Source organism: Candidatus Methylobacter oryzae (assembly GCF_003994235.2).
In the GTDB taxonomy this organism is placed as follows: domain Bacteria; phylum Pseudomonadota; class Gammaproteobacteria; order Methylococcales; family Methylomonadaceae; genus Methylobacter_A; species Methylobacter_A oryzae.
Genome location: NZ_RYFG02000118.1, coordinates 26,046 through 51,774, shown reverse-complemented (window position 1 = coordinate 51,774; position 25,729 = coordinate 26,046). Strand labels below are relative to the sequence as shown.

Sequence of the window (25,729 nt, the reverse complement as noted above, 5' to 3'; positions counted from 1 at the left end):
TTCCGGCTTTCTTCCCTCCTCTTTACAAAGACAGAGCGAGGGGTGAAAGCCTTCAAAAGCCAATCGGTCCCTTTCATTTAGCGCATTTATTAGAATAAGCGCACTGCTCCCGTTCACCAACCGCTATCAACTAAATATTTTAGTTCCTTGATTAACGCAATATACGGAAACAAATTAACGGGCAACGTATTGTTAATCTCCTGATAAATTCGTTGATACCGGCCGATTTTATGTTTCTGGTCCGGCAGATTGAAGTAGTCATCGCAAGTTTCCGCCTTATTTGCAAAGACATTTTTAATCACTATGCTAATTGCTCGTTTCATATCCTCTTGCAATTCGTCCAGCACTTTTTGTTCCCAAACATCATGTATCGGCATGCTTGCCAACTGTTCGTCAACCTGATATAAGCCTAAGTAATGCATTGTTTCTTTGAATAATTTCAGCACACAGACAAATTCAAGCCCGGTTTCGACGGCCAACGAAACAATTAGCGGAAAATCATTGAGGCTGGATATAAGTACCATCCTAAGAGCGAGCTGGTCGGGAAAGCCATCTTGCCGATATTGCTCCAACAGTTCATTGAATTCGGCGTAATCGCTTTTGAAATAGCATTCATAATCTTCCAAATACCGGCGATAACGCGCAATAGTCTGTTCATTTGGACGGATTTTCCTTTCTTGTATTAAAGCCCAGCGGCAAAAACCGGTCAGGATGTCTTCCAGTTGTATCAATAACCGGTATTGATTGTCGGCCGTTATTTTATTATCCAACGCACTAATTTCTTGCCGCAAAGCCTCGCCATCCAAAACCTGGTCGAAAGTTAAGTAACAAGTAACCTGATCCAAAATATAAGCGTTGCCGTCATCCAGACTAAAAAAACAGCAACCCGCCTGATTGATGATTTTATTGCTAATCAGCGTGGCCGTAATTTCATGGACCAAAGGATGACTGGAAAGATAATTCCCGTATTCTCTGCTGATTTGCTCCGGGAAATAAGCGTGCAAATAGCGCTGACAGCATTCTTCATGCAGCAAAACGGATTGATCCTTAAGCAACTGAGTCAGGTACATTTTGCTTGCCGCCATCAATACCGCAAGTTCCGGACGGGTTATAACCTGCCCGGACCGGGACATGACTTCCTTGCTTTGCGGAAAGCATTCAACGGCTCTATCGAAAAATCCGGCAACATCCAAATGTTCGGCCAATTGCAAAAAAGCGGCCGGATTTTCCGCACTGCGCAATTGATCCAAGGATAAAGACAGACTTTGGGCGATATTGTCAGCCAACACCAAGCGGCAAACATCCTCAGTCATACTGATGAACAACGGCTGGTAATCAACAATCAGTTTTTTCTTTTGTAGACCGGCCAGGAAAATTTTCAAATTCACTTCATGATCGGAAGTATCGACGCCTGCCGAGTTATCGACCGCGTCGGTATTGATGCGTCCGCCTCTCAAGCCATATTCGATACGCGCCTTTTGCGTAAAACCGAGATTAGCCCCCTCGCCAACCACGCTCGCACCTAAATCGGCCGCATCCACCCGCACAATATCATTCGCCCGGTCACCGACATCTTCGTGTTTTTCCGTGCCGGCTTTGACGTAAGTACCAATGCCGCCCAACCATAACAATTCCACCGGAACTCTCAGCAAATAACGGATCAGGGAGTCGCCATCCAGCGATTTGTAGCGCACGCCTAGCCATTTTCTTAATTCAGTAGAAACCGGAATATCCTTATCCGTTCTTGAATAGACACCGCCGCCTGCGGAGATAAGTGTCCTGTCGTAATCGTTCCAACTTGAACCCGGCAATTCAAACAGGCGCTTACGTTCATTAAACGGCGCATCGCTATCGGATGGATTGGGATCGATAAAAATATGCCGGCCGCTAAAAGCTGCCAACAAACGGATATGCGGCGATAACAACATGCCGTTGCCAAACACATCGCCATCCATACTGCCGATACCGATTACAGTGAAAGCTTCATTTTGAATATCCTTGCCCAACTCGCGAAAATGGCGTTTGATACATTCCCAAGCACCTCGTGCCGTAATGCCCAGCGCTTTGTGGTCATAGCCCCGAGAGCCGCCGCTGGCGAAGGCATCGCCTAACCAAAATTGGTATTCGGCCGAAACGGCATTGGCAATATCCGAGAACTGGGCCGTGCCTTTATCGGCCGCGACCACCAGATACGGATCGGGATCGTCGTAGCAAACAATGCCTTCAGGACTGACGATCTCGTCGCCAACATAATTATCGGTTAAATCGAGCAAGCCGCGTATCAGCGTAAGATAAGCTTTTTTGGCGGCGTCTTTTATTCCCAAACCGGATGAGCCGCTCTTTTTAACAACGAATCCGCCTTTGGCTCCTGTCGGGACAATCAACGCATTTTTGCTGATCTGGGTTCGCATTAAGCCAAAAATTTCGGCCCTGAAATCATCGGGACGATCCGACCAACGAATACCGCCGCGGGAAATCTTGCCGCTACGCAGATGTATGCCTTCCATATAGACTGAGTGAACATAAATCTCGTTTTGCGGCTTCGGAGCGGGCATTTCGATAATACCCAAGCTGTTAATTTTAAAAGCAATAAAATAATCGGCCTGGCTGCGGCGCGCATGAAAATTACAGCGCATTGTCGCATCGATCAAATTAAACAATGTGCGTAAAATCCGGTCATCATTAATGTCGGAAACCGAAGCCAAGCTCTCCAACAACTGCAAGCGCAACGGAAATGAAGCCTGCTCTTCGCGAACCACCGGATCGCCCCATTCGGCATCCGGTCTAAAGCGAACGTCAAAATAATTAAACAAATCCAAAGCAACCTGGGGATTGCTCAGCAAAGCATGATGAACACTGCTCCGGGTCGTCCGGTGTCCCAATTGCAGGTAATAATTCCGATAAGCCCTGAGCACATCGACTTCCTGCCAGTCCATCCCGATCAGCACGCAGAGCTTATTCAGCGCATCATTTTCAACAGTTCCGGCCATCACTACCTGAATGGTTTCCAACACCCGGCTTTTTAACTTGGCAAGAGAAGCGCACTGGCTTTTTGTTTTAACCGTGAAGCTTTTAATAAACAGGGTAATGCCGTCAACCGTAAGCGCAAATTGCACCTGGTCCATGATCCTTAAATGCATATTTTCCAGGACCGGAATATATTCATCCAAGTAACGCGGTTGCCGGCTGTAAAAATGCAGCCGGTAATGTTCGACTTGCTTGCAGGGATTAAGCAGGCTGATGCAGTAATTGCCGTTTGAAATAAGAATCCGCTCAAGATGCAGCATATCTTTTAACGCATAGCGCGGCGAAACCAGCGCCTGATATTCAGCCGGAAACGCTGAATGGTATTTTTGCCACAATTGACGGCCGGCTTGCTGACCCAAAGCTCTTTCAGCCATATGCCGTAGGTCGGTCGACCAGTTTTTGGTAGGTCTGTTCAATCGCTTTTTCGCCTAATAAAAAGTTTATCGCATGATTATTGGTCAGCGGGATTGTTATCAGTTCAGATGTTTTATGATTTCCAAAACATTGCAGTCGCCCTGCCGGGTATAGGTCACCGAATCCATCAAGGTGCGGATAAAAAATATGCCCATGCCGCCTTCTTTGGGTTGATCAAGGTCCGGTAACGGCACGGATTCCAAATCGAAGCCCTGGCCATGGTCATACACCTTGATGTTCAGTTCGTTTTCTTGAATATTGATCGTTATCCTGACGGTATCGCTAGGATTCGTCATGGTTCCGTGTTTGATGGCGTTAATGGTCGCTTCCGTTAACACCAAGTTTAAATGATATGCGAGCGCCTCCTTGTCGCCGGAAAATTCGTCCAGTTTTTTCGCTATATGCTCACCGATGCTTCCGATCAAATCCAGATATTTGGTCTGCGTCGGAATGATTACCTCTACCTGAATAATCGAGTCACACATATAAAAAACCTCTAGGCTTCGTTATCAAAAGCCTCGTTTAAATCCGCATAAATATCGAAAACCCTGTTCAAGCGGGTCAGCTCAAACATCGATAACACCTGTTGCTGCATATTGGCGAGAGCCAGCTTGCCTGACCTGGCTGCCGCGTTTTTATAGCCTGACAACAACGCGCCTAAACCGGAGCTATCAATAAAGCGCACCTGCTCGAGTTGGGCAATAATATTGACATCGCCGCGCTCAATCAGATGCAAAATAGCTTCCTTTAATTCTCCCGAATTATGCGCATCAATTCTTTCTTCCTTGATAAAAAGGACGGTGCAACCATTTATTTTTTCCAAATTCAAATTCATAGGTTCTTCTTTGCGCGAGATAAATAGTTAAAACAACCCTTCGCCGAATCATAACACCATAATCGGCATTACCAACTAAAAGCTTCATTACCCATGGACAATTTGCTGCAAATCTTGATTTACCGAATCATGTTCATGAATTACGGAACGCACATGAATGTCCCGCTGAGGAAAAGGAATTTCTATCTTATGCTCGCGCAAGGCTTTTTCAAGTCGAATATGTAAATCATGCGTAACCGGCATCCGATCCCCCAGTTCGCTGACATAGACACGGATCGAAAAATTCAGCGAGCTATCGCCGAAACCGACCAGCAACACGCTCGGCTCGGGATCCGTAAGCACCATCGGCATCGAGCTGACCGTATCGATCATGATCTTATGCGCCAGCTCAATATCGGAACCGTAAGCAATACCGACAGGAATGACTACGCGGGTTATCGGATCGCTTAGCGTCCAGTTGATAAGCTGGCTGGTAATAAAAGTCTTGTTCGGCACAACCAAGTCTTTCTGGTCCATATCGACCAACGTAGTCGCCCGCATCTGGATACGGCTGACTTTGCCGGTGATGCTGCCTATCGTCACGGTATCGCCGACCCGGATCGGACGCTCGAACAACAGGATAATACCTGACACCATGTTGGCGAAGATTTCCTGCAAACCGAAACCCAAGCCGACACTGAGCGCCGCAACCAGCCATTGCACTTGCGACCAACTGCCGCCCAGCTCGTTTGCGACGCTGACAAAGCCGATAGCAAATAAAATATATTTCGCAAGTTGATTAACAGCATAACGGCTTCCCGCCTCTATCGACAAACGCCTGAAAACCAGCAACTCCATCAGACCGGAAAAATTCCTCACCGCAACGACCGCAATAAAAGCATAGAGCCCGGCCAGCAACAAATTGGTCAGCGTGATCGGCTGGTAACTTTCCTGATTATCGATATTAACCAGATGCTGCCAAAGCACAATATCATCCAAAAATGAAAACGCCGGCAAGATGTTTTTCCAAATCATCCAGAAACCGACCGCCAGCGTGAAACCGATAGCGACGTTAAGCAGTTTGATAGTTTGGGCATTCACTTTAGGAATATCGATTTGCTGTTCGTCAAGCGGCAATACCGGATCCTCGGCCCCGGCCAAATGCTTTTCGGGAATTGCCGCGGCTTTACGTTTTTGCTTCGCATTGGTGATAGCCAACTGCCGGTTAACCAGCGTTAACCAACGGAATACCAGCGCATGAACGATGATCGTCAAAAAAATCAACCGCAAGCTAACGATCAGCTTTTGCTGTAATTCCAACGCGCTCAAATAATAGCCGGCAACGGCAAAACCGATGATAACCAACGGGATGCAAATCGCGGCCGCATACCAGACATAGCGCAGCTTAGTGACCCAGCCGTCAGGATTTCTGTCGATATAGCCGTATAACAATCCTGTAGAAGGCCTTAGCACCCGGCTCGCAAACACCGCCATCACGACCATGATAATAATCAACGCCAGACGGCCGATGCTGTCGCTATGCACTGAAAACTTAGAGGCGCCGGTACCGGTGATAATAAATACGCCCGGCACCACGACATACCGTATCCAGGCGATTTGCGTGCGCAACAAACTGACGATATTCTTTTGCCATTGAAAATGTTTGCGCGCTATGCCGTCGACTGCAAACACGCGGTAAAAGAATTGCAGGAAAAACAGCGGCATTGCCGTACCTTTCATGCCCTCGCCGACGGCTCTTGTAAAATCCGCGACCTGAACGCTGCCGCTCAAAAAACGGCCCGAAAAATAAAGAATCACCGGCAGCGGCAGCACCAAAATCAAGTTGTAAACCAACGATCTCAAGGTGTAATAGAAACTATCCGTTTTTCCTGATATAGCAGTTAACTGCAACTTTGCCCAGTTTGTGCTCAACCGCAAGCCGACCAAACTCAGTATTGCGATAAAGGCCAAAAACTGGTGCTGAAGGATTAACCTAATGGCATCCTTAATTAAATCGATCCAGTTAAACGGCGACAACAACCATTGTATGGAATGATACAGAGCGGTTATGTATCCCAAGCCGATCGGTTCGGAACTGGGCACCCATAACAAATGCTCGTCCAAGTAGCTCGCAAACTTGCTGACCTGAGTGTTCATCTGTTGCCTGGCAAAATCGAAGTCGCCCAACATGCGCAGATAGGTTGCATAGGCCATCGACAACTTGTTCAGCAACTCTTTCTGATTATTCAACAATACCCGCAGCTCGGCTTGTATCATCATGCGCTGATCCGCAGGCAAGGCCTGGTCGACCTGCTGTCTCATCATGTCCTTTAGCACCGCGTCGACATCTATCAGCCGTTTCAGTTCGTCTTCGACTTTGAACTGCGCAAGACTGGTTTCGGCAGTTTCGTTTTGAATGACCTGGGACTGCTGCTTAAACTCATCCTGAATCGATAAATTACGCCGCTGCTCGTGCAGGATTTTGCCCAATTCAGGACTTAAAGCCGCCAGACTGATTTTTTTCTCGGCGCTTTTAAAATCGGCTTCAATCTCGCCGGTCTGAGCCTCGACCTTGGTTTTTTGCTCAGTGTATTGCTCAATTTTAGCGGTGATGTCTTGTAAGTCTCGGCTATATTGAATGTTCCGGCGCGTGCTTTCCTGAATAAGAGGATGCTTGCCGTCAACCGCTTTTTCGGCCTGACTAAGTGCGTCCTGCATTTGTTTCGCTTCCTGCTGGCGCAAGTCGGAAGTCAGGCTTTCGATTGCACCAACAACCGGATTTAATGCCGATTTTTGTATGTCCAACAACTGAAACTGGGTTTTAAGCAATTCCACTCTGGCCGGATTGCTGATGGCTTCGGCCTCGAGCATTTTCAGCTCGGCAATACGCGAATCGATCAACGTTCTGAGCTGGGCCTGCCTGGCTTCGACTTCCAATTTCGCATCCGCTTTACCAATCGGCGCCTTCAATTTTTTCTGGGCCGTCTCAATATCTTGCTGCGCCGCTACCGTCTCTTCGCGAATCAATTGCGGACGGCTGTTTTGCACGGCCAGCTCGCTTTCAAGCTTTTTAATCTGCTCATCGAGATTACTGATTTTTCCTTTCTCAAGAATAAGCCGCTGCTCAAGCTCCTCGACCGGTATCCGGCTAAAGTCCTCCAATTTTTGCTTGGAAACTTTCAGCAAGGCTTGCTCAAGTTCCTTTTGCAGCTTTTTGGTTTGTTCCGGCGCTTGCTTGATCGCCGCCTTAAAATCAGCGGTCTGCGCTTTAAACTTTTCAATATTCGTCAAATTGTCTTCCGCCGCCTGATAAATAGACAGCAATTTGGATTTTGTCGCCTCATCGATGCCTTCCCGGCTATTAATCGCCTCGATTTTGGCTTTTAACGTGTCCTTATTGGTTTCAAACGTTGCGCTTTTCAGTTCGGAAGAATCCGGCGCCGTGTTTTTAGCCCAAGCTCCGGCAGGACTTAAAATGACAACAAGCAACAAAAACAACAGCGGATGCATCTTTGATTGAAAGGTGGGTAACTGAATGATCTTCATGGATTATTTGAATACTGCTAAGAATGAATATACGGCGATATTGTAAATTTACCGACTCCGAAGCCGGAGGCTTGGCAAGGTTGTTGGCTTCCGGCTGTCGATCAATTTAAGCTCAATTTCATTAATTAAGGCTTAACGTTCTGCTCATCAGATAATAATCCTCTCCCCGACGCCAGGAATATTCGCCGTCCATCCGCTACGCTTGAAGCAGGTTTGCAACGATAGCGCCGCCGATTTTTCACCATGAATCAGGTAAAGTCTGGGTTTAGGATTGCTAAAATGTCCCGCCCACTTTAACAGCTGGCTTTGATCGGCATGAGCGCTTAAAGCGCCCAAGGTATGCACGGTGGCCGCGACATTGATTTCATCGCCGAGAATTTTTAAGTGCGATTTTTTACCGTCGACAATTGCCCTGCCCAATGTGCCTTCGGCCTGGAAGCCTGCGATGACGATATGCGCATTGCTGCGCCACAAGTTGTATTTAAGATGATGACGGATGCGCCCGCCGTTACACATGCCGCTACCGGCAATGATAATCGCGCCGCCTGCAATTTGGTTGACGGCCATTGACTCTTCGGCTGTTTGCGAATAAATCAAGCCCCGCAGCCAGGCTTGCCAGCCGTCCGGGGCAATTTCGGTAAACTCGGGATCGTCAATATTGAATAGATGGGTATTGTCGGCGTAGATATTGCTGGCGCTGATCGCCATAGGGCTATCCAGGTAAATCTCGCGTTGCGGCAGTCCGCCCTGACGCTGGATTTTGCCCAACCAGTAAATCAAATCCTGGGTTCGGCCTACCGCAAAAGACGGAATGATTACGTTGCCGCCGCTCTTTGCGGCTTGCGCCAACGTTTGACTCAACTCCTCCAGCGTGTTTTCCAGCGGTTTATGGTCGCGGTCGCCATAAGTGGATTCAAGCAGCAATACGTCGGCTTCGGTTAACACGGCCGGATCGCGCATTAGCGGCGAATTCATGTTGCCCAAATCGCCGGAAAAAACCAGCGTCTTGGTCTTATCTTCATCATTGATGCGTAAACGCACGATGGATGAGCCGAGTATATGCCCGGCTTCATGAAACGAAACGCTTAGACCGGGAAGAATTTCGGTTTCGACGCCATAGGCTATCGGCCGGCGTAACGATAGCAGCGTTTTTACATCTTCTTCGGTATATAACGGCTCAAGTAAGGGCTTGCCGGCGCGTTCGCGCCGCTTGTTCTCCCACTCGGTATCGCGTAATTGCAGATGAGCGGCGTCCATCAACATCAATTCCAGCAGCGGGAAACTGGCCTCGGTCAAGAATACCGGTCCTTTGAAGCCCTCTTTAACCAGCTTCGGCAGGCGTCCGCAATGATCAAGATGGGCGTGCGATAAAACCACGGCGTCAATAGCAGCCGGATCGAACGGAAAATCGGCTTCATTTTGTTTTTCCGTTTCTTTCGATCCCTGAAATAATCCGCAATCGAGCAATATGCGCTTTGTGCCGATTTCCAATAAATAACAGGAGCCGGTCACTTGGCCGGTCGCGCCTAAAAAAGTAAGACTTGTCATTACGTTGCCTTGTAGAGAATGAAACTCGAAAATAAAGCTAAGTTGAGCAGCTTACCTGCTCAAACGAAACTTATGGCCTTTGGCTATAAAAACGATACCGCTATCCGGATACACCGCCATGCTGCGCTTAGCTTATTTTAACGCCTGGATAAACCGCAAGGATCAGCTAAATGCAATGAGCGAATAAAATATTTATCTGCAACGATGCCGGATTTCCTCGAACGATGAAGTTGATGTTAAAATCATATATCGTCAAAATGTATATCAAAAGATTGATTATCCTATTAAAAGTTTTACAGCAGCCAGGCTGGAAAACGTCAATATCATGAACGCTCAGCGAAGAAATAAATTGAAAACGACCATAAAACACTACATGCCCCGACTGCTGATATTTCTTTTTATGGGCTTGCCCTTGCAAGCGCTGCTTGCCGAAGAAATCATCCATCAGGAACCCGGTACCGCTCAAGAAATTGCCGCCATCGTTACGGCAAAGCAGCATCCTTACCTGATGCTGTCCAATTTTCAAAACCGTACCGAGGACCTTGAGTCCCTGTACAAGATGTCGAACAATCAACCGCTGTGGCTGGGCAATGCCAACTCGGAAAAGAACATCACTGACGCACTTAATCTGCTGGCAAACGCGGCGGTGCACGGATTAAACCCTAAAAATTACGATGCCGAATCGCTACAGCAAAAGCTACAGACGGCCTTGAAGCTCAAGCCGGACTCGTACAAAGAACTGGCACTGTACGATACCGCGCTGAGCATATCGCTGCTGCGCTTCCTGCACGATCTGCATTACGGCCGGGTCAATCCTCAAGGCATAAAATTTAATTTAAAGCTAAGAGAAAAAAAGCTGATCGACTTGCCGTTGTTGATTAAAGACAGTTTGGCGAAAAACGATCTGACGCAGTTACCGCTGGCGGTTGAACCCAAATTAACTCAATATCAAAAGTTAAAGCAGGCTTTGGCTAATTACCGCCAACTTGCCGCGAGCGCGCCTACGTTTAAATTCGACTTTAAAACAACCTTGCATCCGGGCGAATCGCATCCGCAGATTGCCGAGCTAAACCGGTTCTTAACACTGACAGGCGATTTACCTGAAAATAAAACTGAAAGCAAAGCTGAGAAATCGTCTCTATACACTAATGCTATTGCCGCCGGGGTTAAGAAGTTTCAACAACGCCATGGACTTAGCGCGGACGGTCATATCGGAAAAACCTCGGTAGTCGCACTGAACATCCCTTTAAGCTATCGCGTCACGCAAATCGAGTTGGCAATGGAAAGACTGCGCTGGCTGCCGGAGCTGAACGTCGGCGCGTCGATCATTGTTAATATTCCGGCTTTTCAATTATGGGCGTTTGATACGGTCGATGCGATCAATGCACTTGACCAGGCCGATCCGAATATTATCAATATGAGGGTTGTTGTCGGCAATGCGCTGAAGACCCAAACCCCGGTTTTGATGGCGGAAATGCATTTTATCGATTTCATGCCTTACTGGAACGTGCCTTACAGCATCATAAAGAATGAAATATTGCCCAAGTTAACTCAAAACAGAGGCTATCTCGATAAGGAAAACATGGAAATGGTTGCCGTTTTCCGTGACGGTGAAAAACCGACCGCGCTTAATGAAGAAACCATGAATCTGCTTAAAGAAGGAAAACTAAGAATCAGGCAGCGCCCCGGCGGAAAGAATGCATTGGGCAAAGTGAAATTTATCTTCCCCAATAAGGATGACGTGTACTTACACGATACGCCTTCAAACGCCTTGTTTAGCAAATCGCGGCGGGATTTCAGCCATGGCTGCGTGCGGGTTGCGAATCCGCAGAAACTGGCTGAGTTTGCGCTAAGAAACCAGGACAACTGGAACGCCGAGACGATACACGTCGCAATGAGTACGCCGAAAATGCAGAGAGTCATCCTGAAAAAGCCGATACCGGTGTTGTTCTTTTACACGACGGCCTTTTTCGACCACTCCGATACATTAGAGTTTTATACCGACATTTACGGGCATGACGCGGTATTGCTGGAGGCTTTGAGCAAACCGGACGATTTATCCGACCAATCGCTTTTTATCAGCACCAATTCGACACCGGCACCGGCGCCAACGGCGGAATCGACAATCAAATAAGGATGGTCATTAATAACTTCCCGGCGTGGGGCGGAAACTCAAGCCTTACGCGCGTAAGGCTTGACGATAGAAGATAGTGCTTTCGGGAAGTTATTTCCAACAAAAGCTGAAGTGCATGTGCTATTGGTAATTTAATAATCGCGGACAATCAGAGGGGCAGCAAGCAGACCTTGCTGCTATGAGAAACTAATATTCTTATCCCTGAATTTCGTAAATTTTGTGACTTAACCGGGTACGAATACTTATCCGGCCCAGGTTCTTACGCTACCGGTATCCAAATGCACGAAATCGGATCTTTCGTAATAGCCAACGCCGCCACGCTGCATGGCCAACGCAGCATCCCTAATCCTTCTGGTATCCAGACCTTCAATGCGAATATCAATCGCCCTGCCCTCCATATGCAGACTGTTTTTGGCGACGCCGTCGCTGTGCTTGCGTAAATCGGCGTTAGTCGCCGGCGAGCGGTAACCGGAAACGATATGGAAAGGCTTCCTGACTTCGAGGGTGTGTTTTAAATCATACAACTGGTCCAGTAACGCCGGATCGATAGGATGAACGGTACCGTCATGGTAGTCGCGAAACAAATGATTGATTTCGTGGAGAGCGTCTTTGATATAACGGCCCTGCTCAAAATAAGTCAGCGCTAATTGGTCGCCGGTATGCGTGTTATGAAAGGCTAGCATTTTGTGGGAAGGCGAGTTCCGGTTAAGTACGCTACGAACATTCGTCCGGGATGAAGGCTCGTATGCAGCCAAATGCTGGTGCTGGCGGTGATGTATCACGTCATGAACATGAGTCTGATGATGTTTAGCCGAGTGAGGGGCAAGCACTGTGTGCGAAGCTATATGTTTAACTTTAGCGTTTGCGACTCCGACGCCTCCAGCCATCAGCAAGGAACCATAAGCCATTTTTTTCAGAAACTTTCGTCGTGATGAAATAATGTCGCTTTCATTCATAGTCGGTTTACGCTCTCGATTCATACTTTATACGTATTAGTGCAGATTGCTTTATTTTCATCATTCAATCTTAAGTCAGCCTTAAATGATTCCAAATGTCCGCTACAAAAAAGAATTTTTCGACATAGTTCTCATAACCCGATGAATATCAAAGTCAATCTATAATAGATCGGTCAATCATCCATTAATCGGGAACAACATGAACATATCGGCACTGACGCTGGCAGCAGTATTTGTATTGATCGCCGTTCGTAAAATCGGCCACTTCAACATCAGGATTTGGCAATCGATGACCGGCGGCGCACTGGTGGTATTGGCTACCGGCGAGATTAGCCCTGCCGATGCGCTAAAAGCTATCGACCTTAACGTCATGCTGTTCCTGTTCGGCATGTTCGTCGTCGGCCAGGCATTGGTCGCCAGCGGTTATCTGTACGCGCTCGCCTATCATTTATTTAACCGGACGACATCAGTGCCGCAGCTGCTATGCGGCGTTTTGTTCGGCGCGGCTTTAGGTTCCGCTCTACTGATGAACGATACGCTCGCCATCATAGGCACGCCGCTGGTGTTACGCTTGGCTCGGGAGCACCACATCAGCCGCACAATGTTGTTATTAACGCTGGCTTATGCGATCACGATCGGCAGCGTGATGAGTCCTATCGGTAATCCGCAAAACTTTCTGATCGCCAGCCAAAGCGCTTTACCGGCGCCTTTTACAACTTTTGTCCAAGCGCTCGCCATCCCGACACTGGTTAATTTGGCCGTCACTTACTTGGTTTTACGGCTGGTTTACCGGCAACAATTCATCGACGCGATGCCGCTGACTCATAATCCCGTCGATTTATGGGATCAGAAACTGGCCAAACTGGCCCAAGTTTCGCTATTTCTATTGGTCGGATTAATCATACTGAACATCGTCCTGTCGGCTATGCATAGCTCCGTGCAGCTTAAATTAAGCCATATTGCTATTATCGCCGCGCTACCGCCGATCTTGTTCAGTTCGGCCCGGTCGCAGTTATTAAAAAGCCTGGACTGGTCCACGCTAGCGTTTTTTGCCGCAATGTTTGTATTGATGTCCGGTGTCTGGCAATCCGGTATCATGCAGAAACAGGTCGATGCGTTGCAGATAGATTTGACGACAGTTCCGGCTATCCTGCTGCTCAGCGCCTCGCTGAGCCAGCTCGTTTCCAACGTGCCGCTGGTAGCGCTGTATTTGCCGATGCTGAATAATCCGGATCCGGAACTGCTAATGGCGCTCGCGGCCGGCAGCACTATCGCCGGAAACCTGCTGATTCTGGGCGCCGCCAGCAATGTGATTATTATCCAGCATGCCGAAAAACATCACGCAACTCTCGGCTTTTTTGAATTTGCCAGGATTGGAATTCCTCTGGGCTTTATTAATCTATTGATATACTGGGGATGGTTCCGCTACTGTTACAACTAACCGCTTTCCAAATTAAATAAACGACACTCATGAGCAAAAAAGCCGTTAAAACGTCTGCTTATCTGACCGAAGTCAAAGCGCTATCGGATCGGATCGTTAAAGCGCAACAACCGATACGGATACTCGACGCGATTAAATGGGACGACAGTATTAAACAGGCTTTTTTCGAAGGCAACTGCAAAAAGCCGCCGGTCGTGACGCCGGATTATTACCAAAAACGCCCTTTAGGCTTCGATCCGAACGAAAAAAAACACGAGTTCTACCAAATCGAGCGCGACTTGATGCGCAAACTAGGCCAGTTGAATCCGCTCAGCGTGATCATGCGCCGAATCTGCAAGGAATACCTCGATGTCGTGCGAATGCTGGAAACCCGCGGCAAACCGACATTTTCGAATATTTCCCAAGAGTTATACGGTTCATCCCAGGACGTTTTCCATGTCGGCGACCCAACCATCGCCAATCTGGGCAGCATGATGGAAGCAACCCTGTCGCAATTATTGAAGCTCGATTTTTTAATTGAAGAGCCTAAAACCATCAACGCAAAGGACGCCGTAGCGATCCTGAACGAAAAGATTCAAGCGGTATTTCCGGGCGACGGCCTGCGCGCAATGCTCAGCGACGGCATCGTCGCCGATGCCGCGGCCGGCACCGATTACATCAAATTGCGCGCCGATGCGTTGTTCAACATGCGCGATCTGCGCGTACTTGAAGTTCACGAAATCTGGGTGCATCTGGGCACGACGTTGAACGGCTTAGCCCAGCCTTATTGTACTTTTCTAGGCAAAGGCCCCCCATCCGCGACCGTTACCCAGGAAGGGCTGGCGGTATTGATGGAAATCCTAACGTTCAGTTCCACGCCGAACCGGCTGATGCGTCTGATCAACCGGGTGCGGGCGATCACGCTGGCCGAAGAAGGCGCGGACTTTATCGATATATTTAATTTCTTTAAAGATAAAGGCTTGGACAACGAAGAAAGCTATACGCTCAGCAGTCGCGTTTTTAGAGGCAGCAGTTCCGACGGCATGCCGTTTACCAAAGACCTGACTTATATCAAAGGCTTCGTGCTGACTTATAATTTCATGCGCCTGGCGGTCAACAAAGGCAAGCCTGACCGTATCCCGTTGCTGTTTTGCGGCAAGACCATGATCGAAGACATGAAAGTGCTGGTCGACCTGGTTGAAGAAGGCACGGTCATTGCGCCGCGCTTTCTGCCGCCGCAATTCAAGGACTTGATGGGGCTTTCATCCTGGCTGAGCTTCAGCCGTTTCATGTCGTCGATGAATTTCCGGCAGTTGGAACAGGACTATTCCAATGTTTTATGATGGCTCGCCGTTTATGGATATAAAGCTGAGTTGAGCGGCTTATCCGCTCAAACGAAACTTATGCCCTTTGGGTATAATTAGCGGCTTCCCGTTTAAGACGGGACACAAAGGGAGGCTTAACCGTTCGCCCTGAGCTTGTCGAAGGGTGAGCGGTTAAGCCGGCAGATTGCCGCTTTCCTTATGCCGATCACGATAAAAATAATAATTAATAAGGTAAACCAATGAAAATACCAAAATTACGAACCGTTTTTTTCATGTTTTTTTGCTTAAACTTCAGCGCAGGCTACGCCTCGGAGCATCACAGCGGACACGGCGCGGCTATGGGCGGCGGTGGCGATAGCGAGAATGCCTGTTCAAAACCGCAACTGACCAAATTTTTGCCCGAAAATTTAGCGACTGTCGCGCCGGGTTCTGCCTTCTCTTTTTATGCCTTTAATATCGAGAAACCCGAGCAAATTACAGTCACAGTGAAAACAATTCCCGTGGAAGTGACAACGGAAGATAAAGACTCTTTTTTTATCGTCAAAGGCAAATTGCCCGCCGAGTTGGTTAGCACAACCGCAAGAATCAATATCAAGGTTAACGCCAAGATTCCAAGATGTAGCGGCGAAAACGGCTGGCTGGTAAAAATCGCAGAATAGTAAGCGCTGTTTTCAGTGGCATCAACAGTTCGCTATCGCATGTTGATGCCTAAAGCTGAGTTGAGCGGCTTATCCGCTCAAACCCTGCTTATGCCCTTTGGGTATAAATAAAAAGCTCGTCAATACTCCGGTGCTGTCCCGCTATAAACTTTTGAGGAGCATTTTATGCCCGAAGAACCATCCATCAAAAATTGTGTAGCATACTGTCTGGCGCAGGGGTTTGATATTAGCGCATTAGCGAAATTGCTGTCGGACGCAACGCTGATAAGGATTATTAAAGGCACATTACTGATTGAGAGTAATCAATCCTGGTCGATTGTCTTCGCTTACGGCGCCGTTGTGCACTGGAATGTCAGCCTGGAGCAGCAGGCCAAGCTACATCAATTGTTATTGGATCATGCGGAATATCCGCTGGAATCCCCGGAGGAAGACAACTTCACTTTTGCTCTCGATTGTCCCAGCACCCGCATTATTGAAGATCATATTGAAATCGAATCCTCCGATCCGATTTTGATCTTTGCCTTATCGCAAGGCATGGCGCAATCGATCAAACTGGCTTCTTTTGAAACCAATGCGCTGGCGACCATCAACAACACCAGCTATATTCCAAAATCATTAGCCGAAAACGGCACAATCAGGCTAAGTCGCAACAAAATTGCCAAAATCCGCGGCCAACTGTTTTTGACCAAAAGCGATATTATTTTGAACTATGATTTGCTGGATACGCCTGATTTCTTTTGGGAATACCCGGAATATGAAGCCTTTTACGGCGTCACCGCGAAATACCTGGAAATAGCGCAACGAACCGGCGTATTGTCGAAAAAGCTGGAAACCATTCATGAATTATTCGAAATGCTGGCCGACGAGCAAAAACACCGGCATTCGTCGATACTGGAATGGATCATCATCTGGCTGATTGCTTTTGAAATAGGTATGACGATATTCGACAAAATTCTCTAAAAAATAAAGGTTTAATCAGAACCAGCTTTAAATAATGTACACAGAAAATGGAACACGGATAGTACGGATTTACACGGATTTTTAGCACTCCCCAATTTGTTTGCGTTTTAAAATCCGTGTTTATCCGTTTAATCCGTGTCATCCGTGTTCTATTCCTGCCAAATACTGAATCATTAAAATTAATCCGACCATGCTCAGCTACCGACACTCCTTTCATGCCGGCAATTTTGCCGACGTTTTAAAACACATTATCCTGATACAAAGCGTTGAATACTTAAAAAAGAAAGATAAGCCTTTTTGCTGCATCGATACCCATGCGGGCCCCGGAAGATACGAGCTGGACAGTGAATATGCATTAAAAAACCGGGAATTTGATACCGGCATCGGCAAACTATGGAACTGCAATGACTTACCGGAGCTTGTCGCCCACTACGTCAGCCTGATCAAACGCTTCAACAACACCGGCAAATTAACGCGCTACCCCGGCTCGCCGTTGATTACAAAGCAATTGCTGCGCGAGAAAGACCGCTTGTGCTTATTTGAACTGCATAATACCGAAATAAAGCTGTTAACGGCTGCCCTCGATAAAGACAAGCGTATCCATATTGCTCACGCCGACGGTTTAAACGCCGGTTTGAAGTTATTGCCGCCGTTCGAACGCCGGGGCTTCGTGTTAATTGATCCTTCCTACGAAATCAAAAGCGATTACCAACAGGTTGTAGAATCGCTGGCCGCGATGCACAAACGCTTCGCCACCGGCACTTACGCGCTGTGGTATCCGGTCGTCGACCGCCGTCGAAATCAGGAACTAGAGCACGCCCTGCAAGCAACGGGCATCAAAAATATCCAGTTATTCGAACTGGGCATACGGGCCGACAGCAACGAACACGGCATGACCGCCAGCGGCATGATTGTGATCAACCCGCCTTGGACTTTAGCCGCGGAAATGAGACAGGTTCTGCCTTGGTTGGCCGATGTTTTAGGTAACGACGGCCAAGGCTTTTGCCGGATACAGACCTTGGCTAACGAATAGCTCCACAATATCCATTCAATGTATAATTGACGCCAATTCACATCAATAACCGATAAAAACTCAATGTCTACAAACGAAAATCAACCTGGGCCAAATTTTATCCGCCAGATCATCAACAATGACCTGAAAAACAATAAAAACGACGGCAAAGTCGTGACTCGTTTCCCGCCGGAACCCAACGGCTACCTACATATCGGCCACGCCAAATCGATCTGCCTGAATTTCGGTATCGCCGCCGAATACAACGGCCGCTGCAATCTGCGCTTCGACGACACCAACCCGGAAAAAGAAAGCGACGAATACGTCGAGTCGATCAAGCGCGACGTTAGCTGGCTGGGTTTCGAATGGTCGGAGTTGTGCCACGCGTCGGATTATTTCGAGCAACTGTACGACTATGCGGTGCAATTGATTAAGCAAGGCCAAGCCTATGTTGACAGCCTGTCGGCCGAAGAAATCCGCGCTTATCGCGGCACTTTAACCGAGCCCGGCAAGGAAAGCCCGGACCGCAGCCGTTCTATTGAAGAAAACCTCGACTTGTTCCAACGCATGCGTGCCGGCGAGTTTGCCGACGGCCAATATGTATTGCGCGCCAAAATCGACATGGCGTCGCCGAACATGAACATGCGCGACCCGGCCATATACCGGATTCGCCGCGTGCATCATCAACGCACCGGCGACGACTGGTGCATCTACCCGATGTACGACTACACGCATTGCATTTCCGACGCGATGGAAGGCATCACTCACTCGCTGTGCACGCTGGAATTCGAAGACCATCGCCCGCTGTACGACTGGGTACTGGACGAGGTCAAAACCCCGTGCCATCCGCAACAAATCGAGTTTGCCCGCTTGCAGTTGGAATACACGATCGTCAGCAAGCGCAAATTGAACCAATTGGTCATGGAAAAGCACGTTAACGGCTGGGACGACCCGCGCATGCCGACGATTGCCGGTTTGCGCCGCGCCGGATTCACGCCGAAAGCGATCCGCGATTTCTGCGAGCGCATCGGCCTGACCAAACAAAACTCCTGGATCGAAATGGGCGTGCTGGAATACTGCATACGCGAAGACCTGAACGAAAACGCGCTCCGAGCCATGGCGGTACTGCAACCGTTGCGCGTCGTCATTGATAATTATCCTGAAAACCAGGTTGAACAACTGGAAGTCAGCAACCATCCGCAAAAACCGGAAATGGGCAAGCGCATCGTGCCGTTCTCAAAAGTCGTATTGATCGAACGCGATGATTTTGCCGAAGTGCCGCCGCCAAAATACAAACGTTTGGTCGAAGGCGGCGAAGTCCGTTTACGCGGCTCTTACGTAATCAAATGCAACGAAATCGTCAAAGACGCCGACGGCAACATCGTCGAACTGCGTTGCAGCTACGATCCCGATACGCTAGGCAAGAACCCGGAAGGCCGCAAAGTCAAAGGCGTGATCCACTGGGTTTCCGAGCAACACTCGCACCCGGCCGAACTGCGTTTGTACAACCGCTTGTTCAGCGTGCCGAATCCGGACAATGAACCTAACTTCCTTGATGTAATCAACCCCGATTCATTGGAAGTGCTGACCGATTGCCGCGTCGAAGCCAGCCTCGGCACTGCCGATCCCGACAACCGCTACCAATTCGAACGCACCGGCTACTTCTGCCTGGACGCGATAGACAGCGCCGGCGGCAAGCTGGTGTTCAACCGGACCGTCACGTTGCGGGACAGCTTTGAAAAAGATTGATCCGGCGCAACTTGCCATATTTAACCAACTAGGTTAATAATATTCATGGAGAAAGCCACGCCGCACTACAAGTTAACTGTGGTGAAATCCATGATCGCAGCGGATAAAGTTCGCACGACTTTATCCGCGCTGGCCGGTGCCGAGGCGCTCGGCTTTTCTTTTGAGAAAATGATCGATGTGGTCATGTCGTTAACCGCTAAGGATTTTTACAAAAGCATGACCGCGCACGCCGACCACAAAATCCGGCAGGATGTATACAGGCCTAACACATCGGCCGGAGAAGTTTATCTGAAACTGACAGTCATCGATGATGTGCTGATCGTGTCGTTTAAGGAGCTATGATGAAATGTCCAATATGTGCTGAAACAGAGCTGGTGCATGACGCTCGCGACATGCCCTACACCTACAAAGGCGAATCGACAATTCTCCCCGATGTGACAGGTGATTTTTGCCCGGCTTGCGGCGAAGCGATTCTTGACGGCAGCGAAGCCGAACGTACCTGTGCTTTAATGCGGGAATTCAACAAGCAAGTAAACGCAACAATCGTTGATCCAAGCTTTATCGCCGGCGTTCGCAAAAAACTCAATCTTGACCAGCGCGAAGCGGCAGAAATTTTTGGCGGAGGAGTCAATGCATTCTCGCGCTACGAAAACGGTAAAACCAAGCCGCCTTTGGCGCTGATAAAACTGCTTAAGGTACTTGACCGCCATCCTGACTTATTAGCCGAAGTCAGGACAATCTAATTTTTTAACATTAACCACAAAAGAGCTATGAACCAAGAAAGCATTAAACTGATCGAAAACTACTACGCCGCATTCAACGCCGGAGACATGGACACGTTCCTGAACCTGTTGACCGACGACGTGATCCACGACATCAACCAAGGCAAACGCGAAACCGGCAAGGACGCATTCCGCAACTTCATGGGCGGCATGAACGACAGCTATAAAGAAGAGTTGGTCGACATGGTCATCATGGCGACAGCCGACGGCAAACGCGCCGCTGCCGAATTCGTCGTACTGGGCGAATACTTGGAAACCGACGAAGGCCTGCCGGAAGCAAAAGGCCAAAAATACCGCCTGCCTGCCGGCGCTTTTTTTGAAATTCGCGATAACAAAGTCGCCCGCATCACCAACTATTACAACCTGCAAGACTGGATTGCCCAGGTTAGCGCGTAATTAAGCATAGCTGTTTACCGAGGTTGGGCTGATACCGTTCCAGCCCAACCCGGTATCTAATAATATGGCGCATATGCAACCTCTGATTATTAATCTTGCGCCAACAGGCATGGTGCCTACACGCATGCAATCCTGTTATGTACCTCTGACGCCGCAAGAAATTGGCGCCGATGTTGCCCGTTGCGCTGCTCTCGGCGTGTCCATGGTGCATCTCCATGCGCGCGCCGAAGATGGAACACCAACAGAAGCCCTTACTGTTTACGAAAGAATTATCGACGAGGTACGCACCAGCAATCCGGAAATTGTCGTTATCGTCTCCACCTCAGGCCGCCTGATAAATGAAGCCGAACGTCGCGCAACCGCTCTTTATTTAGAGGGCCGTTTCAAACCCGACATGGCAAGCTTGACACTGGGATCGATGAACTTTGCCACCAGCGCCAGCGTCAATGACCCGAAAACAATCACCCTCCTTGCGAAGATCATGCAGGAACGCGGCATCCGGCCGGAGCTGGAGGTATTCGACACCGGCATGGTCAACTTCGCGAAAATTCTGATCGATAAAGGTCTGATCACACCTCCGTTTTACTTCAATATTCTGCTCGGCAATCCAAGCACCGCCCAAGCCACGTTGCTGCACCTAGCCACCATCATTAACGATCTGCCACCCCAATCGATCTGGTCATTAGCAGGCATCGGGCGCTTCCAAACTCGCGCCAATGCGTTGGGGGTGGTGCTTGGAAACGGCGTTCGGGTCGGTCTGGAGGATAATTTATGGTTGGATGAGGAGCGAACGCAACTGGCTACTAATGCACAGCTGGTACAGCGAGTAATCAATCAGGCCGAAGCCTTGAATCGGGCTATTGCAACCCCGCAAACAGTACGTAGAATGCTGAGCCTGGATTTGCCCCAATGAGCACCGCACCGCAACGGCTTGTCATTTTTGGCGTCAGCAATATTTTGTCCGACCTGTTCGACTGCGCCTTGGCAAATAAAATTCCTCTGGGCAAAATTGTCATCGATCTACCGGAAGAAACAGGTGAACGGGATATTAGCCTGGCAGCACGGCTCTCGGCATTGGAAGGTATCTGTCCTCCCCCTGTCGTCGAACATATTGATGATTTCAAACCTGTTTTGGCAGAAGAGTTATATTTGCTTGGACCGACAACGCCAACACGCGCTGTTCTGGCAAATAAATTAAAGGAGCGCTTCGACTTGCGTTTTCATACGCTGATTCATCCCAGTGCTTACGTATCGCCGCTAGCATCGCTGGCCGAAGGCGTATTCGTCGGAGCCAACAGCGTCATAGGTCCGGGTGCGCGATTAGCCGAACATGTATTTGTCAATCGCGGCGTAACTATCGGGCATGACACACATATCGGCGCGTTCTCACGCGTTCAGCCCGGCAGTAATCTGGGTGGATTATCAAATATCGGGCACGGAGTCACAATCGCAATCGGCGCGACATTAATAGAACGGCTCGTGGTTGGAGATCAAGCTTTCATTGGTGCCGGTGCCGTGGTAACCGCCGACGTTCCCGCGAATGTGCTGGTGGTGGGAATTCCTGCCAAGTTCAAGAAGACGCTGGCTTAGTACGCTGCATAAAACGCTCAAGAGTAAAATCGCAAGCCGCTAACAGGCTTGCCCCGGATTGATCAAGGTCAAGCTTAGCTGAAAAGAGCGCACGCATTTCTTCTCCTTCCTGCTTCCGCAGGTCGACACTGGCGATTAATGCGGCAAGTTTTGAAAAGTAATCCGCATCACTGGCAACCGCTGCAGCACCGACTTTTAGACCGCCGTCCGAATCAGCATAAGCGATCACCGGCAACCCTTCCGCCATCGCTTCCGCCACACTGAAACCACCGCCCATACGAGGCGGATTAACATAAATATCACTGCATTGGAGCAAGGCAGGAATATCCCCATGCCAACTCAATGTCCGAACTTGCGATACCGGCGCCTGCGTCAATGCCGTCGGCATCTTTCCAATGCCACCGACCAGCAGCCATGTGACATTAGGATAATTCTTGAGCAGATCAAGCATGCGAACCGCCCACGCCCCGCCGATTTCCCCTTCCAATCGATCTCCGACACTGATTAGTACCAGTGCCGTTTCGGACAAGCCGAGTTTCCGGCGCGACAGCACTGACGCAGCCGGCCTACGCCGAATTCGATAAGGATGATACCACCCGACACTGCTGGAACCCCATTCACTATCGGTGCTGCCTGCATCTTCCGGCGATGCGCAGAGCCATACGTCAACCTGATCCAATGGTGCAACAGAATGAACGTTTAACCCCAATACAGGACGCACTTTAAATAGCGGCGCTACGAGGGGTGAAAAAAAACCAACGGATAACACAAGATCAGGATCAAATACCGCGATATGCTTTAATATCTCGGCCCACCGAGCCATCACCGAAAAACTTTCGACACCCTGGCGCACCCTTACCCCAGACAGGCAATACGAGCCCCACTGCCCCGGGTCAAACACAGGCACAGCAGTCGCTTCTTTAACACCGAGGAAATATTCCATTCCTGATACAGAAAGATCGCGGCAGGAAAATATCTCGACTTGCAGTCCCTGTTCTACCAATATACGCGCCTGATTCAGAACCATTGCGGTTGGCGCATGCGGATAGCGGCTTAGATAGGGAGAAACTATGGCAACTTTCCGCACTCGTTCAATTTTGCGGACGGGAAGACGCACTGTTATATGCTGTCCCAATTTATGCAAGATTTCCGGAAAAAATGCATTTCGAACGACTTGTGTAAATGTTCGCCTATCGTTTGGGCTAGCCAACAAATTCCCCCAGGCAAACGCCAGAAACGTAGCCAGACGGTCAGGATCAATCGGCATGATGTCCTGGACAATACGGCCTGCTTCTGCGAGGTGAGCATTATCGCGCATCATCGAAGTCAGCCAAGTAGCGCGCAGGAATCCCGCCACACCTTCAGTTGGCGTTTGTGTTAATAAATGCTCTACTAGCGCCTTTTTAACAGATTCATCATCGACTTGCAGATAACAATTCGCCAGCCGGTGCCAGCAATGGCTCGCGCCTGGACTGGCAATAGTTTGCGAGGCAGCATCCCACAACAACTGTGTACAGAAATCTATTTCGCTCATAGAGATGCGGTATTGTTTGAAGCGCTCCTTAAATTGAATCGCAATTTAAATCGGCTTATCTCCAATTAATCCTATGAATAGCACTTTTTCAGCGCCTTTTTGACCTCCCAAGTGCAAGATAGCCAACCGGAAAAACCACTAAATCGACCTGGGAGTGAAGCTTATGATAGATGGTTTCAGTATCGCCTTCCAGTTCTTTACCGTCCACGACCGTTTTAGGGAAACTTAAAGGATGTCCGCTAAAAATAGTCAGCCATGCTTGCCACTCAATGAAAAGCCGAACATCGCGTATGTATTCTATTAATTTATCAATAGTTAATAGAATACAACAACCAGAACGATAGCAGGATAAATAGCGCCAGCCCGTCTACTTAGGACATATTTTTTAATAAGAGATCGTTTATTCGTATATGATAAGCACTGAAAGGCAATGTTCCCTTTCAATCATTAATTTTCAGAAAAAATCTGGAAAGCACACCAAAACACTTCATAGGTACATGATGAATTTAATCAAAAAAGCAGTACTCGGTTTCTCTATGGCTATTTCTTTAGGTGCTAGCACCGTTGCTTTGGCTGAAGATGCAAAAGCAAATGAAGTTATCGCTCACATCGAAGAAGCTATCGCCGAAATCAACAAACACGATTTCAATGGCGCTTATGCACATGAAAAAGCGGCACGCACTGCTGCTGAAGGCATCGCAGGCCACGAAGCCGCTGTAAAACAAGGTGTCGATAGCCTTATTAAAGCGCAAATCATCGGTAAGAGTGCCGATGAACCCAAAGCTATTGCCGAATTAAACAAAGCATTAGGCTTTTTCAAGTCAATCTAAAGCTGAGTTGGGCAGTCTGCCTGCTCAAACCCTACTTATGCCCTTTGGGTAAATCAGTAGATCCGGCTTTTAGCTGAGACAGGGTTAACTTAAGTTGACCCTGTCTTTCATTCAAAACGATCTTTCCTCATCTGAAACTTTTGACGGCCCGGCCGGTAAAAGTCCCAACGTACATGCATCAAATTCACGATCCCTTTTCTTGCTATTTATGCCCAATTTGCGCGGCCTCGCTACAGCTAACTCCATCGGCTAAAAGTTATGCTTGCGAAAACAACCATCATTTTGATATTGCGAAAGAAGGCTATCTGAATCTTTTACCGGTGCAGCATAAGCATTCCATCGAACCCGGCGATAATAAACAGATGGTGCAGGCCAGACGCGAGTTTTTGGAAGCAGGTTTCTATGAGCCGATGGCTAAAGCGGTGGCGACGATGATCGCTGCACACGACCCCCAACGTCTGCTGGATTTAGGCTGCGGCGAAGGTTATTACAACCGGAAAATTGAAGCTAACTGCGCAAGCACGATCATGCTGCACGGTGTCGATATTGCCAAATTCGCGGTCGCCGCTGCCGCCAAGAAGCAGCCTGATGCCCGCTTTATCGTCGCAAGCTCAAACCGTTTGCCTTATGCGGATCACTATTTTGATTTGGTGCTGAGGGTATTCGCTCCGTCAAACGATGACGAACTGAAACGGGTGATGAAAGCGTCCGGCCTGTTGCTGACCGTAACGCCGGGACCGAGGCATCTATGGCAGTTGAAGAAGTTCATCTACAACGAAGTCAAGGAACATGCGCTGGAAAGCACCCTGCCGCAAGGCTTTGAGCGCATCGACATGCAGCGCGTCAGTTATAAGATCACGCCGGATTCGCAACAAAGAATCGCCCTGTTACAAATGACGCCCTTTGCATGGCGAACCAATGAAAGCGCCCAGCAAGCTATTAAAGAAGCTGCGGAACTTGAGATTGAAACCGATTTTATTTTGACGCTGGCGGTGAACAGCTATTTAAAATAGCAACGCTAAAAAGCGTATCG

21 protein-coding genes are annotated in these 25,729 nt (G+C 48.7%); 14 read left to right on the top strand and 7 right to left on the bottom strand.

The window, feature by feature from the left end; genetic code table 11:
- Positions 1 to 113: 113 nt before the first annotated feature.
- The 5 genes from EKO24_RS19205 to EKO24_RS19185 form a co-directional block, all read right to left on the bottom strand.
- Positions 114 to 3,443: an NAD-glutamate dehydrogenase domain-containing protein gene (locus EKO24_RS19205; RefSeq protein WP_127028424.1), complete on the bottom strand. Its 3,330-nt coding sequence runs from the start codon at positions 3,441 to 3,443 to the stop codon at positions 114 to 116.
- A 57-nt stretch (positions 3,444 to 3,500) separates the two neighbouring features.
- Positions 3,501 to 3,926, bottom strand: a complete 426-nt coding sequence (locus tag EKO24_RS19200; protein WP_127028425.1) for an ATP-binding protein — start codon at positions 3,924 to 3,926, stop codon at positions 3,501 to 3,503.
- Between the two features lie 11 nt (positions 3,927 to 3,937).
- Positions 3,938 to 4,276: an STAS domain-containing protein gene (locus tag EKO24_RS19195; protein ID WP_127028426.1), complete on the bottom strand. Its 339-nt coding sequence runs from the start codon at positions 4,274 to 4,276 to the stop codon at positions 3,938 to 3,940.
- A gap of 87 nt (positions 4,277 to 4,363) precedes the next feature.
- Positions 4,364 to 7,801, bottom strand: a complete 3,438-nt coding sequence (locus EKO24_RS19190; RefSeq protein ID WP_127028427.1) for a mechanosensitive ion channel domain-containing protein — start codon at positions 7,799 to 7,801, stop codon at positions 4,364 to 4,366.
- Positions 7,802 to 7,948: 147 nt separating this feature from the next.
- On the bottom strand, positions 7,949 to 9,349 hold the full coding sequence (locus tag EKO24_RS19185) for an MBL fold metallo-hydrolase RNA specificity domain-containing protein (RefSeq protein ID WP_127028428.1): 1,401 nt from the start codon (positions 9,347 to 9,349) through the stop codon (positions 7,949 to 7,951).
- Between the two features lie 325 nt (positions 9,350 to 9,674).
- Between EKO24_RS19185 and EKO24_RS19180 the strand changes: the two genes are divergently transcribed.
- Positions 9,675 to 11,483 (top strand): L,D-transpeptidase family protein, encoded by a 1,809-nt coding sequence (locus EKO24_RS19180; RefSeq protein ID WP_241674712.1) that lies wholly within the window; start codon positions 9,675 to 9,677, stop codon positions 11,481 to 11,483.
- A 242-nt stretch (positions 11,484 to 11,725) separates the two neighbouring features.
- Here EKO24_RS19180 and mepK read toward each other — a convergent pair whose 3' ends face one another.
- Entirely contained in the window at positions 11,726 to 12,439 is a 714-nt protein-coding gene (gene mepK, locus EKO24_RS19175) for a peptidoglycan L,D-endopeptidase MepK (RefSeq protein WP_127028429.1), read from the bottom strand.
- A gap of 199 nt (positions 12,440 to 12,638) precedes the next feature.
- Between mepK and EKO24_RS19170 the strand changes: the two genes are divergently transcribed.
- From EKO24_RS19170 to EKO24_RS19120, 11 genes are all read left to right on the top strand, one after another.
- The gene (locus EKO24_RS19170) at positions 12,639 to 13,880 is read left to right on the top strand and encodes an ArsB/NhaD family transporter (protein ID WP_127028430.1); all 1,242 of its coding nucleotides are present in this window, start codon (positions 12,639 to 12,641) and stop codon (positions 13,878 to 13,880) included.
- Positions 13,881 to 13,909: 29 nt separating this feature from the next.
- On the top strand, positions 13,910 to 15,202 hold the full coding sequence (locus tag EKO24_RS19165) for a flavohemoglobin expression-modulating QEGLA motif protein (protein ID WP_127028431.1): 1,293 nt from the start codon (positions 13,910 to 13,912) through the stop codon (positions 15,200 to 15,202).
- A gap of 221 nt (positions 15,203 to 15,423) precedes the next feature.
- Positions 15,424 to 15,843, top strand: coding sequence for a hypothetical protein (locus tag EKO24_RS19160; RefSeq protein ID WP_127028432.1), 420 nt, complete (start codon positions 15,424 to 15,426; stop codon positions 15,841 to 15,843).
- 165 nt (positions 15,844 to 16,008) lie between these two features.
- Positions 16,009 to 16,803 carry an RMD1 family protein gene (locus EKO24_RS19155; protein WP_127028433.1) on the top strand — a complete coding sequence of 265 codons (795 nt, stop codon included), beginning with the start codon at positions 16,009 to 16,011 and terminating at the stop codon, positions 16,801 to 16,803.
- Between the two features lie 190 nt (positions 16,804 to 16,993).
- Positions 16,994 to 17,836, top strand: coding sequence for a 23S rRNA (adenine(2030)-N(6))-methyltransferase RlmJ (locus tag EKO24_RS19150; protein WP_127028434.1), 843 nt, complete (start codon positions 16,994 to 16,996; stop codon positions 17,834 to 17,836).
- Positions 17,837 to 17,899: 63 nt separating this feature from the next.
- Positions 17,900 to 19,564: a glutamine--tRNA ligase/YqeY domain fusion protein gene (locus EKO24_RS19145; RefSeq protein ID WP_127028435.1), complete on the top strand. Its 1,665-nt coding sequence runs from the start codon at positions 17,900 to 17,902 to the stop codon at positions 19,562 to 19,564.
- A gap of 45 nt (positions 19,565 to 19,609) precedes the next feature.
- Positions 19,610 to 19,906 (top strand): type II toxin-antitoxin system MqsR family toxin, encoded by a 297-nt coding sequence (locus tag EKO24_RS19140; RefSeq protein WP_127028436.1) that lies wholly within the window; start codon positions 19,610 to 19,612, stop codon positions 19,904 to 19,906.
- On the top strand, positions 19,906 to 20,307 hold the full coding sequence (locus EKO24_RS19135; protein ID WP_127028437.1) for a type II toxin-antitoxin system MqsA family antitoxin: 402 nt from the start codon (positions 19,906 to 19,908) through the stop codon (positions 20,305 to 20,307). The genes EKO24_RS19140 and EKO24_RS19135 overlap by 1 nt, the downstream gene beginning before the upstream one ends.
- Positions 20,308 to 20,334: 27 nt before the next feature.
- Positions 20,335 to 20,742: a ketosteroid isomerase-related protein gene (locus tag EKO24_RS19130; RefSeq protein ID WP_127028438.1), complete on the top strand. Its 408-nt coding sequence runs from the start codon at positions 20,335 to 20,337 to the stop codon at positions 20,740 to 20,742.
- A gap of 64 nt (positions 20,743 to 20,806) precedes the next feature.
- Complete coding sequence (locus tag EKO24_RS19125) at positions 20,807 to 21,655, top strand: beta-keto acid cleavage family enzyme (RefSeq protein WP_127028439.1); 849 nt, start codon at positions 20,807 to 20,809, stop codon at positions 21,653 to 21,655.
- Complete coding sequence (locus EKO24_RS19120) at positions 21,652 to 22,332, top strand: LbetaH domain-containing protein (protein WP_127028440.1); 681 nt, start codon at positions 21,652 to 21,654, stop codon at positions 22,330 to 22,332. Before EKO24_RS19125 ends, EKO24_RS19120 begins: the two co-directional genes overlap by 4 nt.
- On the opposite strand, the gene EKO24_RS19115 is transcribed toward EKO24_RS19120, so the two are convergent.
- Positions 22,313 to 23,866 (bottom strand): glycosyltransferase family 4 protein, encoded by a 1,554-nt coding sequence (locus tag EKO24_RS19115; RefSeq protein ID WP_127028441.1) that lies wholly within the window; start codon positions 23,864 to 23,866, stop codon positions 22,313 to 22,315. The genes EKO24_RS19120 and EKO24_RS19115 overlap by 20 nt on opposite strands.
- A 500-nt stretch (positions 23,867 to 24,366) precedes the next feature.
- Between EKO24_RS19115 and EKO24_RS19110 the strand changes: the two genes are divergently transcribed.
- Both EKO24_RS19110 and rlmA read left to right on the top strand, forming a co-directional pair.
- The gene (locus tag EKO24_RS19110; RefSeq protein ID WP_127028454.1) at positions 24,367 to 24,696 is read left to right on the top strand and encodes a hypothetical protein; all 330 of its coding nucleotides are present in this window, start codon (positions 24,367 to 24,369) and stop codon (positions 24,694 to 24,696) included.
- Positions 24,697 to 24,869: 173 nt separating this feature from the next.
- Positions 24,870 to 25,709 (top strand): 23S rRNA (guanine(745)-N(1))-methyltransferase, encoded by an 840-nt coding sequence (gene rlmA, locus EKO24_RS19105; protein WP_127028442.1) that lies wholly within the window; start codon positions 24,870 to 24,872, stop codon positions 25,707 to 25,709.
- The last annotated feature ends 20 nt before the right edge of the window (positions 25,710 to 25,729 follow it).